Below are 13,019 nucleotides of genomic sequence, written 5' to 3'. Positions count from 1 at the left end.
ATGGCTGAGCTCAAAATAGAACTCAAGAATTGCTACCTCGAGCTGGATGGAGATGGTATTGTGGAATTACACATTTTGCCAAACTGTACTGTCGAAACCGACGAAATCGATGAAATATTCGAGAATATTCATTCCGAATTCCCATCAGCCCGCGGCCTTCTGGTTACAGCAGGAAAAGAAGCGACACTCAGCCAAGAAGCAAGAGAAAAAGTCTCTGCCGGAAATGTAACGGAACAGATCGTCGCCGATGCCATTGTCGTAGAGCACTACCAGCATCACATGACGGCTAACTTTTTCGTGAGGTACAACAAGCCTCAGCGACCAACCAAGATTTTTAAGACTGATAATGAAGCCAAAGAATGGCTCAAGGAAAAAATTCAGAACTAGTCCTTTCTGAATTTTTTATAGAGCATTATTCCAAAGCTGAGAAGCACACCAAGACCTACTATTCCAAGAATTCCATATAGGCCGCTCATGGTGTTTTTAAACGTTGCAGTGAATACAATTGCAAATAACAGAATCGTCGCAGCTTCATTGTAAAAGCGCAACTGCATGCTGGTCAATGGATATTCTCCTTTTTGCAATTTGCCATACAGCCAGTGCAACGAAAAGTGATATCCTATTAGCAAGGCTAGAAATCCCAACTTGACGTGCATCCAAGGCTGCTGCAGCCAATCGGGCATCATTACCAACATAGTGATTCCGAAACAGAATGTTAAGACAAAAGCAGGCCATGTAATGATATACCAAAGCCTGTTTGACATCAACTTCAGCTGATCAACCAATGCCTTTCTTTCTGCTTCGGGTTTCTGAGAAGCCTCCGTTTGATAAATAAACAAGCGAGGCATGTAGAAAAGCCCTGCAAACCAGGCCACCATAAAAATCAGGTGTAACGCTTTAGCGGTGTAGTACATCTTGGGCATCAAAGGTACGAACATCGAATCTATAGCAGTATCTTCGCGGCCAGAATTCAACGGATATGAGAGAGCAGAAATTTGCGCGCGAAACATTTGCCACCACCTCGAAGATCATTTTACCAAATGACACCAATACATTGGGGAATCTAATGGGAGGACAACTCCTCAATTGGATGGACATCAATGCAGCCATTTCGGCTCAGCGCCATTGCAGAAGAGTAGTGGTAACCGCAGCAGTAAACAACGTCTCGTTCAACAAGGCCATCAAACTCGGAGATATTCTCACCATCGAATCGAAAGTTTCTCGCTCATTTGGTTCTTCCATGGAAGTTTTTCTCGATGTATCAGTAGAAGATCATCGCACGGGAAAGCGCACCAAATGCAATGAAGCCATATACACATTTGTAGCAGTAGATCAAGTAGGCCAGCCCATCCATGTGCCTGAACTCGTCCCTGAAACTGATCTGGAAAAAGAGCGCTTTAATGGTGCCTTACGAAGAAGGCAGCTGGGATTGATTTTGGCGAAGAAAATGGACCCGAAGGACGCTACGGAGTTAAAGGCGCTATTTGAGAATTAGCGACCTCTATTGCCTTTGAGATGGGCAATTCGTCAATACAAAGACACTCCTTATACTTACACTTAGTGCCAAGCTTGGAGCAAGGTCGCTTTCCGAGATGATCTGCTGAGATGCGCTCATCCAGATTTTCATTTAAATACGGATACATCCCGAAATCAGGAACCGTTGCCCCCCAAAAAGAGATAATAGGCTTTTTAAAAGCCGACGCAATGTGCATCATCCCGGTGTCCGGTGTAATAACCAGTTTTGAATCTCGAATGAGTGATGCCGATCCGTTCAAGTTAAATTTCCCCGCGGCATTCCAAACCTTGCTACCGCAGGCCGAGGCAATTTCATTTCCGCCCTCTTTTTCCGATGGCCCACCCAATAAGATTATAGGGTTATTGATTTTTTGGCAAATCTCGATGTACTGCTTCAGCCTTGGCTTTTTCCGCCAATGAGCAGCGCCAATAGCTACCGCTATATATCCCGCTTTATGGGATTGGGGCAATTCTGAAGGTGGTGCATCTTCTCCTTCCGGAAAAAAATAGTCCAGCCCTTTGCCATCATTCTCAATGCTAAAAGGCTTTAAAGTCTCCATATAGCGATCGACAATGTGCACTTTTGGCATTTTATTAATCCCAAAATTCACGAGCAACCATTTTTGCCAATTGTACTTCTTGAAACTGAATGAAATCATTTTGAGTGACCGCTTTACCCTCGCAGAGCGAAGGTTCATATGCAAGTCTATTACGTAGTCATAACGCTCCTCTTTGAGGTCTTCGATTACTTCATTGGTACTCTTCTCAATTCCGTAAACTTTTGCGATGTATGGATTTGGTTCAAGTAGAGACTTAAACTGAGTCTTGGTAAGAAAGTGTATCTCTGCTCCTTCGTACATCTGTTGGAATAGATTTCGCACAACGGGTGTCGTCAGAACAATATCGCCGATGGAGCTGAACCGAATAATCAGGACTTTCGTCAAAGAAATTTGAATTTTTTCAAATGTAACCGATTTACGTCATTTGTAACCAATACTGAAAAGCGTGAAAATCATAGATACCCATTCGCACATGTACCTCGACCAATTCGATGAGGATCGCGCAGCCTGCATGGAAAGAGCTTTCAAAGAAAATGTGCTTCTCACTCTTTTGCCAAATATAGATGTGGACAGCATTGAACCTATGAAACGCATTATGGATGAGTTTCCCACTCAATTCATGGGGATGATGGGGCTTCATCCTTGCTCGGTCAAAGTCGATTTTCGCGAACAACTCACGGTCATTAAAGAGGAGCTGGATACGGGAAAATACCTTGCAGTGGGAGAAATCGGGATTGACCTGTATTGGGATAAATCGACTTTAGGCATTCAAGTAGAAGCATTCAAAGAGCAGGTAGAATGGGCAAAAGAGGCCGATCTACCAATCGTGATTCATGCCAGAGATTCTTTCGACGAGATTTTTGAAGTCTTGGACGAAGTTCACGATGAACGACTAAAGGGCGTATTTCACTGTTTTACGGGTACAGCTGAGCAAGGTGAAAAAGCCTTAAGCTACACTGGCTTCTACCTGGGAATTGGTGGAGTTGCCACCTTTAAAAACAGCGGATTGGACATGGTACTTTCTGAAATTGGCTTGGATAGACTCATGCTCGAAACCGATGCCCCCTACCTCACACCCCACCCTCACAGAGGAAAAAGAAACGAAACGGCTTACACCAGATTGGTAGCCGATAAACTCGCCGTTATTTTTGAAAAATCGGTTGAGGAAATAGCACAAGTGACTACTAACAATGCCAAAGACCTATTCGAAATACGTGACTTCTAAGAGAAATATTTTGCTCATTTATACCGGTGGCACTATCGGTATGGTTCAAGATTACGAGACCAATCGCTTGATCCCTTTTGATTTTGATAGTATTGAGAAACAAATTCCCGAAATAAGAAAGCTTTCTGCCACTATCAACACATTTTCGTTTGAAGAGCCGCTCGACAGCAGCAACATGGGCTTAGAGCACTGGCAAAGGCTCGCTCAGATAATTTTTGACAATTACGATCAATACGATGGATTCGTGATTTTGCACGGAAGTGATACCATGGCTTATACGGCTTCAGCCTTGAGTTTCATGTTTGTCAATTTATCCAAACCTGTAATCCTGACGGGATCCCAATTGCCAATCGGTATGGTCCGAACAGATGGCAAGGAAAACCTTATAACCGCTATTGAGATTGCTTGCGACTACCAAGATGGTGTACCGATGGTGCCTGAAGTCGCCATCTATTTTGAATACCACCTTTATCGCGGAAACCGTACCTTCAAATACAATACAGAGCACTTTGAGGCTTTTGAATCACCGAACTATCCCTTTTTAGCCGAAGCCGGTGTGACGATAAAATACAATGATCGTTTTATTAACAGCCCATCACCACTTCCGTTTAGAATAGAGCCTGACCTCGACAATCGTGTGGCAGTTTTGACACTTTTCCCGGGAGTTTCACAACATATAGTAGAAGCTGCACTCAATATAAAAGACAATCTCGCTTTGGTTGTAAGAACTTACGGAAGCGGAAATGCGATGACCTATCCTTGGTTTTTGGAGGCTCTCCAAAAAGCTTCAGATCGTGGGTTAATCCTAATTAACGCAACCCACTGTCGTGGCGGCGGGGTGAGGCAAGGTAAATATGAAACGAGCGGAGAACTAGAGCGAATAGGACTGATAAGCGCCGGTGACATGCAGCTGGAAGCAGTAGTTGCAAAGAGTATGTACCTTTTGGGACAGGGTCTTTCCAATGCTGAATTCCGTCTCTACTTCGAGCAAGATTTAAGAGGAGAGCGAACCGCTTACAAACTCATCTCGACCGATTAACGATTTGTTAAAGTTCACATTTAGTGTCGAAGGCAATTTTTTGTATTTTGGCCGCCTCTTAGCCCAAGAAAATAAAGGAATTTAGAGAGAAATAGGAGAGGTGGCCGAGTGGCTGAAGGCGCACGCTTGGAAAGCGTGTATCCTCGTGAGGGGATCGGGGGTTCGAATCCCTTCCTCTCCGCAATGATTTAATAGATTTTTAGTTTTATTTGTACCACAATTTACAAACGTTCGATTTAATCTTAAGTAAAAACCAACTTTTGGAAACCATGAAAAAATTACTGACCGCACTTACTTTGAGTGTTTTATTCAGTTTTGGCATTGCCGGCATAAGCTACGCCCAAGACGGTGCAGACGAAGAAACTACCCAAATGGAATCGATGGAAGCTGACTCAGCTGCCGAAGAAGAAGTAATGGAAGAGGCCGAGCCTGTTGTCGAAGAAACTATGGCAGAGACCATGGATGAGGAGACTGCTGCAGTTGAAACCCAACAAACGTTTCACCAAAGAATAAAAGACACATTCATCGATGGTGGACCATTCTTTATGTCCTTCGTATTGATCTGTTTGATCCTTGGTCTGGCATTGTGTATTGAGCGTATTATTTACCTCAACATGGCTTCTACCAACAAAGTGAAACTTTTGAAAGACGTTGAAGATGCATTGGCATCAGGAGGAGTTGAAGCTGCAAAAGACGTTTGTCGCAATACTCGAGGTCCTATCGCTTCTATCTTCTATCAAGGTTTGGAGCGCTACGACGAAGGAATCGATATGGTTGAAAAATCAGTTGTTTCTTACGGAGGTGTGCAAATGGGTCTTTTGGAAAAAGGGCTTTCTTGGATTTCACTCTTTATCGCTCTTGCGCCAATGCTAGGTTTCATGGGAACGGTAATTGGTATGATCGATGCATTCGAAGCGATCGCTCGTGAAAACAACATCTCTCCCGGTGTAGTTGCAACTGGTATTAAGGTGGCATTGATCACCACGGTATCGGGACTTATCGTAGCCATCATCCTTCAGATTTTTTACAATTACATCGTTTCTAAAGTAGACGGAATCGTAAATGATATGGAAGATGCTTCTATCTCTTTGGTAGATATGCTTCTTCGTCACAAAACAACTAAAGCGTAGTAATTATGGATATGAAGAAACTAGGTACCGGATTGACCGGCCTTTCATTCCTAATTATAGTTATCGGATTGATTCTTACGATCCGAATAGCCATAGGATATGAGGCTTCAATCAGTCCGTCGCTTTACCTTGTTTATGGTTGTATGATCGTTGCAGGTGGCGCTGCCATCATCTTTGGTCTTGTGCAACTATTGACGAATTTGAAGAAAAATATGTCTCTACTCATAGGGATCATCGGATTCATTGTGTTAGCATTCATCTGCTACAGCATAGCTTCCGATGATGTTACTCGCTATGGAGAAGACATTACGACGACCGCCTCGCAATTTAGCGGTGCAGGTCTTATGTTGATGTACGTTCTCGTTGTGGGAGCTGTATTCTTGGCAATAATAGGAGAAGTAGTACGTATATTTAAATAAACCCTGAAGACATGGCCAGAAGACCTTTGCAAGAAATAAATGCCGGCTCTATGGCTGATATTGCCTTCTTGCTTCTCATCTTCTTCCTGGTGACAACCACCATGGATCAAGACATCGGAATTTTAAGGCAATTGCCTCCGCCAATACCGGAAGATATGCCCGAGCCACCGCCTGTTAAGAAGCGGAACGTTTATGAGGTATTGGTAAACAGCAGAAATCAACTCCTAGTAGAAAACGAAAGGATGGATGTTCGCGACTTGAAAGAGGGTGCGAAAATGTTCTACACCAACCCAAATCAGGATCCTGATTTGCCGATATTAACTCGACAAACAAGATCAAACGTTCAAGAGAATATCAATATTCTTCAGCAGGCTTTAGCCAAAGATCCAACGAATAAGACGCTGAAAAGTGATCTCAAGAAGTGGCAAGGAAAAATGTCTGCCATCGAGTTGATCGGTGAGTACGACGAACTTCCTACGTCTGCCTTGATCTCTTTACAAAACGACCGTGGTACGAAGTATTCCATGTATATTACTGTACAGAATGAATTGAGCGCCGCGATCAATGAGTTGAGAAACGAATTATCTGAAGAGAAATTTGGCGTTGCTTACAGCGAATTGAACCCTGCTCTCTCAGAAGATAAGCCGAAGATTTTAGCAGTCAGAGCAGTTTATCCTCAAAGAATCTCAGAAGCCGAACCAAAGGATATTTCCGGAGGAAATTAAAAAAGGATATTATGAGCAAATTCACACGAAAAGGTAAAAAAGGAACTCCCGCCGTTTCAACGGCGTCTCTTCCGGATATCATCTTCATGCTCCTGTTCTTCTTTATGGTGGTAACGGTAATGCGTGAGGACGATCCAAAGGTGTCTATCAGCAAACCTAGCGCTACGGAAACGGAGAAGCTTGAAAAGAAGTCATTGGTAGATTACATCAATGTCGGAACTCCAATCGATACGCGTTTCGGAACAGAGCCAAAGATTCAGCTTGACGACGCTTTTGCGGAAGTAGCTGACATCCAATTTTGGATTAAGGAAAACCGCGATAAGAGAGATGAAGCTGAGAAACCCCTGATTACAACTTCACTAAAAGTAGATAGTGATGTTCAAATGGGTGTGGTTACAGATATCAAACAGGAGTTAAGAGAAGCGCAGGCCCTTAAAATTAACTACTCGGTTAACAAAGGATCAGCTTTAGACAACTGAGAATAATCGAACAAAAGAAAAAGTCCATCTACCTTTCGGTTGATGGACTTTTTGTTTTCCTGTAGTCCCTCTGAACGTGCACGTAAACATCCGTTTCAACCTAGGATTCACCCGAGTAGTCAGTCACTTGTTTATCTAAAACGGAAAGTAGAAAGCGTTCTATTCGCTCTCTTCCAATGGGTTTTCCTCGATACCTTGCTGCAATAGCTGAGCCTGTCGATTGTCTTTCCAGCCCTTAGCATATTTCATGATGTAGAAGATTAATCCGCTCACGGCGATGGCAGAAGCAACTACCAACAGCCAGTCGCTTAATTCGGGGTCAAAAGAATCTACTTCTTCAGAAATATTCCCTCTAGCAATCATAAAGAGCAAGAACAGGGCCAATGCATTGTTTACAAAATGGGCCAAAACGGGAGCCCATATAGACTTTGACCAAACGAATAAATAACCCAATAAGGCGCCTAACACAAACCTTGGCAAAAAGCCATAAAACTGAAAGTGCATAGCGCTAAACAGAAATGCCGAAGTCCATACTGCAACGTGTACATTGCCTGTCCACTTCCTTAAGATGGGAATCAACAGCCCTCTGAAAACCATCTCCTCACCAAGGGCGGGTAAAAGTGCCACAAGGACAATATTAATCGCCAACGATACGATACTTCCGGTGCCGGCAATCGCCATTGTCAATTTTTGAGCGGTTTCCTCCATTCCTGCAAAAGCTTCTTCTAAGCCCGACAAAAATTCGGGAAGAACAAGCCCTTCGTTAAGCCATGCCAAGACATTTATCAGTGGAAGCGCGGCGACCATAACCAATACAGAAGCAATAGCGATACGAGGCATCACAAAGCGAAAACCCAAGTATTTCTTCCAATCGGTAGAGCTCAAGCGACCGAAAATGAGCGCCGGAACCACAAATAATCCCAAATGCTGAAAGAAAAGCAGCAGTCGATTCATTTGGACAACATGCTCGTTTTCGTAGTCTGAAAGTGCGCTCGGATTCTCAAAGAGATTCACGCCCCATAAGGCATTCAGCAATCCTTGCCCCATGAGCATAAAAACGCCTACACAGAAAAAAGCAATGAGAAAAAGAACGATTATCTGAAGAAACGGATCGGCATTTGAAAAAGGCCTTGAACCCATCGGTTGGGAATGTTTAATTTTGCAGTCAATTAAAGATGGCGAAGATAGCGAATATTGACTTGGGGGACTTTCCTCTTTTGCTTGCTCCGATGGAGGATGTGAGCGATCCACCTTTTCGAGCCTTGTGCAAAAAACACGGAGCTGACTTGATGTACACGGAGTTTATCAGCTCCGAAGGTCTGATTCGCGATGCAGCGAAAAGCGTACAAAAACTCGATATTTACGAATACGAACGGCCCATCGGAATCCAAATTTTCGGAAGCGATTTGGAGCCAATGATGGAATCGGCGCGCATCGTGGAGCAAACCAACCCTGACATTCTCGATATCAACTTCGGTTGCCCGGTAAAGAAAGTAGCCTGCAAAGGCGCAGGAGCTGGAATTCTTCAGGACATACCGAAAATGGTGAAGCTGACAGAAGCTGTGGTGAAATCGACCAACCTACCTGTAACGGTGAAAACCCGACTAGGTTGGAATGAGGACACTAAGTACATCGTCGATGTGGCTGAGCGTCTTCAAGACGTGGGCATCCAAGCGATCAGCATCCATGGGCGCACGCGACAGCAGATGTACAAGGGGGAAGCTGATTGGTCGTTAATCGCCGAGACTAAAAACAACCCGCGTTTACAGATTCCTGTTTTTGGCAACGGTGATATCAACACTCCGCAAAAAGCATTGGAATACAAAAACCGCTATGGGGTAGACGGAGTGATGATTGGCAGAGCCAGCATCGGTTATCCGTGGATTTTCCGCGAAATCAAGCACTTCATCAAAACCAGAGAGACAATGGCTCCACCACAGATGAACGAGCGCGTAGAAGCAGCTCTAGCTCATTTTGAAATGGGCCTCAAGTGGAAAGGTGAAAAACTTGGAGTGGTGGAAATGCGTCGTCATTACGGAAACTACTTCCGCGGAATTCAAGATTTCAAGGAACACCGTATTAAGCTCGTAACGGAAGATAATCCCGAATGTGTGCGAGAGTTGCTTCTTGAAGTGAAGGAGAAATATGGGAATTTCGAGTTCGCGTAGTTCGCTTCGCTCACTCAGTGTCCACGAATTTCACGAATACAGACGAATAGATTTTGAAGAAGAGGGTTCGCTTTGCTCACTTTATTGAACCACGAGGACAACGTGGCACGGCGGTTAAAGCGTGATAAGGAGCCCATTTCTTACCAAGACGACAAGTTGTTGTGAATACTAGCTATTGACGACTAGATCGACGCGTACTTCCTCGTGAAAAACCGAACGGGAGCAATGCTCGATAGAATTCCGCAGAACACAACCAAACCAAAAATGGCGATGAAATCCGTAAACTCCATTTCGACGGGATAGAACTCGACCAGTCCACCTTCCAATCGGATGAGTCCTAGCTCTTGTTGCAGGTAGACGAAGAGAAGTCCTAAGACCATCCCCACCAAAGCTCCGATTGTATTGATCAATGCTCCTTCCAAAAAGAAAATACGCCGAATGGATTTTACCGTAGCTCCCATACCCGTGAGTACGGCGATGTCGTGACGCTTCTCATTGATCAATAGCGTAAGTGCGGCAATGATGTTAAACGTAGCGATGAGCATGATAAAGGCCATGATTAAAAAAGTGGCCCACTTCTCTGTCTTATTCGATTTGTAGATAATCTCATTTTTTTCGAGCCGACTTCTCACACGGTAGTTTTCACCAACCACTTCTTGAAGTGCAGCCTGAACAGCTTCCATGTCGGCACCTTCTTTGATTCGAATGTCTACGGTGGAATACTCATTGTAGAACTCCAACAAATCAGAGGCATACTTAAGCGGCACAATCACATAGTCTGAGTCAAAATCGATATTAATTGTAAATACTCCTGCGACGGGAATATTCTTTCTGTTCAATGCTTCGGTTAGATTTCGTCGTAGTTCTTTTCCGCGGATTACGGCCGAAAGCCTAAGTGGGTTGAAAACCTGCTCGAATAGTCTCAGATCGAGATCGTACTTCACCCCAATACCGATCACCGCCTGCGGAGTGTCTTCCAAGTACAAACGGGCCTCCCCATCAATGATCATGCTGTCCAAGCCGGATTCGCTGATGAATGAGTCTTCGACTCCTTTCAAAATCACGATGCGCTGATTGTCCTCGTATTGGGCAAAGACCCTCTCCTCGATAGAAAGCGCACAATGCCTGACCCCTTCAACATTCTGCAAGTCCAGACAGTCAAGACTGTCGGTACTAAAAACTTTGTTGGTAAGCGGAATGACCGAAAGATCGGAATCGAAATAACTATAACGGCTATCGATCAATGACTCAATGCCGTTGAAAGCCGATAGAATTACCACCATGGCCATGGTTACCGCAGCCACCACCAGCATACTGATCATGCTCATAATGGTGATTATCGAAAGAGATTTTTTCGAAAAGAGGTATCGCTTGGCAATGAAAAAACTCAGATCCACAGGCTACTCTTTCAGAAGATCATCAATTTTCTCAGAGTAGTCGAGACTGTCGTCGATAAAGAAGGCCAACTCGGGAACGATTCGTAATTGCTTACCAACCTTATTTCCCAAAATCCCCCGAATCTTGGATGATTTGGCGCGGACGATTTCCAAAATCTCTTCTTTACTCTCTTTGCCGGGAGCGAAAAAACTCAAAAAAGTCTTGGCAAATCCTAAATCGGGGCTCATCCTCACTACCGTCACAGTAATGAAAGCACCCCCGAAAAGATCTCTCGAATGTTGCTGAAATATAATCGCGAGTTCTTGCTGAATGAGTTTAGCAACTTTTTCTTGGCGTATGCTGGGCATGGGTTCAGTCTTTAGTACAGGTAGGTGTGGTATGGATAGCGCTTGCTGTGGATTTCTTTCACTTGGTCGTAGACCTTTTCGCGAAGCTCCTCAATGTTTTGTTTTTTGAGCGCCGAGATGAAAACAACTTCATCTCCCTCTACTCGGGACATCCAAGTATTTTTCAATTGCTCCAGAGGATCAGTAATTACATCAGGATCAATGTCCTGCGGATCTACCGGCTTTGGCTTATAAGCATCGACCTTGTTGAATACCACGATAGTCGGCTTGTCAGCACTATCAATATCACTCAAGGTTTGCTTCACCGTATTGTAGTGATCTTCAAAATTGGGATGCGAAATATCTACCACGTGAATCAACACGTCCGCTTCTCGTACCTCATCCAAAGTGCTCTTAAAAGACTCGATAAGTTGAGTAGGCAATTTTCGGATAAACCCCACTGTATCGGTGAGCAGAAAGGGTAGATTTCCAAACACAACTTTCCGCACCGTCGTATCTAAAGTGGCGAAAAGCTTGTCTTCTGCGAAGACTTCTGATTTGCTCAAAAGGTTCATTAAGGTAGACTTCCCGGCATTGGTATATCCCACCAGAGCCGTTCGAACGATTGCACCTCGATTACCACGTTGGGTGCTCATTTGCTTGTCGATTTGCTTCAATCGCTCCTTCAACTTGGTGATCTTGTTTCGGATCATCCTTCTATCCGTCTCTATCTCTTTCTCTCCTGCTCCACCACGCGTGCTCGTTCCACCACGCTGCCGCTCAAGGTGAGTCCACATTCGCGTTAAGCGAGGAAGCAAATATTCCGATCGAGCCAGCTCTACCTGCGTTTTGGCCTGAGCCGATCGGGCACGAAGCATAAAAATGTCAAGGATGAGCAAACTGCGGTCGTAAATCTTCTTCTCAAAATACTTCTCGATGTTCCGCATTTGAGATGGACTCAAATCATCGTCGAAGATGACCATATCGATCTCATTTTCTTCGACGTATTCTTTGACCTCCTGAATTTTACCTTTTCCTAAAAAGGTACGTGTGTCAGGAGAATCAAGCTTTTGGGTGAACATCTTTTGGGTTTCTATTCCCGCAGTTCTGGCCAAAAAGGCCAATTCATCCAAATGATCATCTACTATTTCAGTCGTTTCATCGCGTGAAATGACTCCCACCAAAACGGCGGTTTCCACTTGTGGTTCAGTAGAGATATTTTGTGCCATAAATTACTTTAAAGATAAGGTATACTGGGCCACGGCTTCAATCTCATCTTCCGATAACACGCCGCTGTAAGGCATCATGGTGTTTCTTCCATTCGTAATCAAGAGAATACGCTCTTCCAAAGTCAATGCTGACTTAGGCAACACTTTCGCATCGGCAAAGCCCTTTCGGCCATCATCGCCGTGACAAATCGCACAATGCGTTTTGTAAATCTTCGGGCCAGAGATTTTTTCATCGGCCGATTGAGATGAACTACCTCCGCCGCAAGAACAAACCAAAAGGCAAAAAAACAATATGAAGGACAAGTTTCTCATTTACATTCCCGGGAATAAACCTCTGGCGATTCCAGGCTCTCTGAAAGGCCATGGGATATTTGCCAAAACGATCAATAAGGCGATCGTGAAATACCAAAATTGACGTTTGTGTTTGACTTTTGCGCTCGACGCTTTTTTGGCGCTGATTCGACCGATTGTCACCAAAGCGATGGCGATTAACATTGCCACGAGATGCTCCAGACTCCAAAACCGCACGACCGCATTGGACATGTCGCCCAATTGAGCATACCAGCCTTTACCGAAGTAAAGTACCAGTCCCAAAACGAGTTGCAGGTGGAAAGTAATGAGCGTGATCAACGACCAACGGTTGTCTTTAGCAGTATAATCCTTTCCGCCGGTCATCCCGCGAAGTGACTGAAAAATCGCAATCACTATGGCAATAAGCGCCAACCAGCGAAGCAAAGAGTGTAGATGAGTAATACCTGTTATCATTTCACGTCAATTTCCTACAAAAGTAAGAAAAGGCGTGTAGC

The 13,019-nt window shown here is 44.3% G+C and carries 17 protein-coding genes and 1 tRNA gene; 10 read left to right on the top strand and 8 right to left on the bottom strand.

The genetic code is table 11. From position 1 onward, the window contains the following. A complete protein-coding gene (locus O3Q51_03695) occupies positions 1-387 on the top strand; it encodes a hypothetical protein (protein MCZ4407895.1) in 387 nt (128 codons plus the stop codon). On the opposite strand, the gene O3Q51_03690 is transcribed toward O3Q51_03695, so the two are convergent. Further along, on the bottom strand, positions 384-923 hold the full coding sequence (locus tag O3Q51_03690; GenBank protein ID MCZ4407894.1) for a CopD family protein: 540 nt from the start codon (positions 921-923) through the stop codon (positions 384-386). The two genes, O3Q51_03695 and O3Q51_03690, sit on opposite strands and share 4 nt — an antisense overlap. 56 nt (positions 924-979) lie before the next feature. Here O3Q51_03690 and O3Q51_03685 point away from each other — a divergent pair, with 56 nt between their 5' ends. After that, a complete protein-coding gene (locus O3Q51_03685) occupies positions 980-1,495 on the top strand; it encodes an acyl-CoA thioesterase (GenBank protein MCZ4407893.1) in 516 nt (171 codons plus the stop codon). Here the strand turns inward: O3Q51_03685 and O3Q51_03680 are convergent. Then, positions 1,464-2,459, bottom strand: a complete 996-nt coding sequence (locus tag O3Q51_03680) for a glycosyltransferase family 9 protein (protein ID MCZ4407892.1) — start codon at positions 2,457-2,459, stop codon at positions 1,464-1,466. The genes O3Q51_03685 and O3Q51_03680 overlap by 32 nt on opposite strands. Before the next feature lie 67 nt (positions 2,460-2,526). Here O3Q51_03680 and O3Q51_03675 point away from each other — a divergent pair, with 67 nt between their 5' ends. From O3Q51_03675 to O3Q51_03645, 7 genes are all read left to right on the top strand, one after another. Beyond that, the gene (locus tag O3Q51_03675) at positions 2,527-3,300 is read left to right on the top strand and encodes a TatD family hydrolase (GenBank protein MCZ4407891.1); all 774 of its coding nucleotides are present in this window, start codon (positions 2,527-2,529) and stop codon (positions 3,298-3,300) included. Then, complete coding sequence (locus O3Q51_03670) at positions 3,266-4,339, top strand: asparaginase (protein MCZ4407890.1); 1,074 nt, start codon at positions 3,266-3,268, stop codon at positions 4,337-4,339. Before O3Q51_03675 ends, O3Q51_03670 begins: the two co-directional genes overlap by 35 nt. A gap of 94 nt (positions 4,340-4,433) precedes the next feature. After that, a tRNA-Ser gene (locus O3Q51_03665) sits at positions 4,434-4,520 on the top strand. A gap of 265 nt (positions 4,521-4,785) precedes the next feature. Next, entirely contained in the window at positions 4,786-5,469 is a 684-nt protein-coding gene (locus O3Q51_03660; GenBank protein MCZ4407889.1) for a MotA/TolQ/ExbB proton channel family protein, read from the top strand. A gap of 11 nt (positions 5,470-5,480) precedes the next feature. Further along, complete coding sequence (locus O3Q51_03655) at positions 5,481-5,888, top strand: hypothetical protein (GenBank protein ID MCZ4407888.1); 408 nt, start codon at positions 5,481-5,483, stop codon at positions 5,886-5,888. An 11-nt stretch (positions 5,889-5,899) separates the two neighbouring features. Beyond that, positions 5,900-6,613, top strand: coding sequence for a biopolymer transporter ExbD (locus O3Q51_03650; GenBank protein MCZ4407887.1), 714 nt, complete (start codon positions 5,900-5,902; stop codon positions 6,611-6,613). Positions 6,614-6,624: 11 nt separating this feature from the next. Beyond that, the gene (locus O3Q51_03645; protein MCZ4407886.1) at positions 6,625-7,092 is read left to right on the top strand and encodes a biopolymer transporter ExbD; all 468 of its coding nucleotides are present in this window, start codon (positions 6,625-6,627) and stop codon (positions 7,090-7,092) included. A 159-nt stretch (positions 7,093-7,251) separates the two neighbouring features. Here the strand turns inward: O3Q51_03645 and O3Q51_03640 are convergent, their stop codons facing one another. After that, positions 7,252-8,232, bottom strand: coding sequence for a CPBP family intramembrane metalloprotease (locus O3Q51_03640; GenBank protein ID MCZ4407885.1), 981 nt, complete (start codon positions 8,230-8,232; stop codon positions 7,252-7,254). Between the two features lie 35 nt (positions 8,233-8,267). Between O3Q51_03640 and dusB the strand changes: the two genes are divergently transcribed. Next, positions 8,268-9,260, top strand: a complete 993-nt coding sequence (gene dusB, locus O3Q51_03635; GenBank protein MCZ4407884.1) for a tRNA dihydrouridine synthase DusB — start codon at positions 8,268-8,270, stop codon at positions 9,258-9,260. A 182-nt stretch (positions 9,261-9,442) separates the two neighbouring features. Here the strand turns inward: dusB and O3Q51_03630 are convergent, their stop codons facing one another. Genes O3Q51_03630 through O3Q51_03610 form a run of 5 tightly spaced genes read right to left on the bottom strand, consistent with a single transcriptional unit; the run spans position 9,443 to position 12,978 of the window. After that, positions 9,443-10,657 carry an ABC transporter permease gene (locus tag O3Q51_03630; protein ID MCZ4407883.1) on the bottom strand — a complete coding sequence of 405 codons (1,215 nt, stop codon included), beginning with the start codon at positions 10,655-10,657 and terminating at the stop codon, positions 9,443-9,445. Positions 10,658-10,660: 3 nt separating this feature from the next. After that, positions 10,661-11,005, bottom strand: a complete 345-nt coding sequence (rbfA, locus tag O3Q51_03625; protein MCZ4407882.1) for a 30S ribosome-binding factor RbfA — start codon at positions 11,003-11,005, stop codon at positions 10,661-10,663. Positions 11,006-11,016: 11 nt separating this feature from the next. After that, complete coding sequence (gene hflX, locus O3Q51_03620) at positions 11,017-12,213, bottom strand: GTPase HflX (protein ID MCZ4407881.1); 1,197 nt, start codon at positions 12,211-12,213, stop codon at positions 11,017-11,019. A gap of 3 nt (positions 12,214-12,216) precedes the next feature. Further along, the gene (locus tag O3Q51_03615) at positions 12,217-12,525 is read right to left on the bottom strand and encodes a cytochrome c (GenBank protein MCZ4407880.1); all 309 of its coding nucleotides are present in this window, start codon (positions 12,523-12,525) and stop codon (positions 12,217-12,219) included. Then, positions 12,526-12,978 carry a hypothetical protein gene (locus O3Q51_03610; protein MCZ4407879.1) on the bottom strand — a complete coding sequence of 151 codons (453 nt, stop codon included), beginning with the start codon at positions 12,976-12,978 and terminating at the stop codon, positions 12,526-12,528. Positions 12,979-13,019: the final 41 nt, after the last annotated feature.

This window comes from Cryomorphaceae bacterium 1068 (genome assembly GCA_027214385.1).
In the GTDB taxonomy this organism is placed as follows: Bacteria; Bacteroidota; Bacteroidia; order Flavobacteriales_D; family Cryomorphaceae; genus JAKVAV01.
Note: the sequence above shows the minus strand (reverse complement) of the source record. Positions and strands in the feature narration are given on the sequence as shown.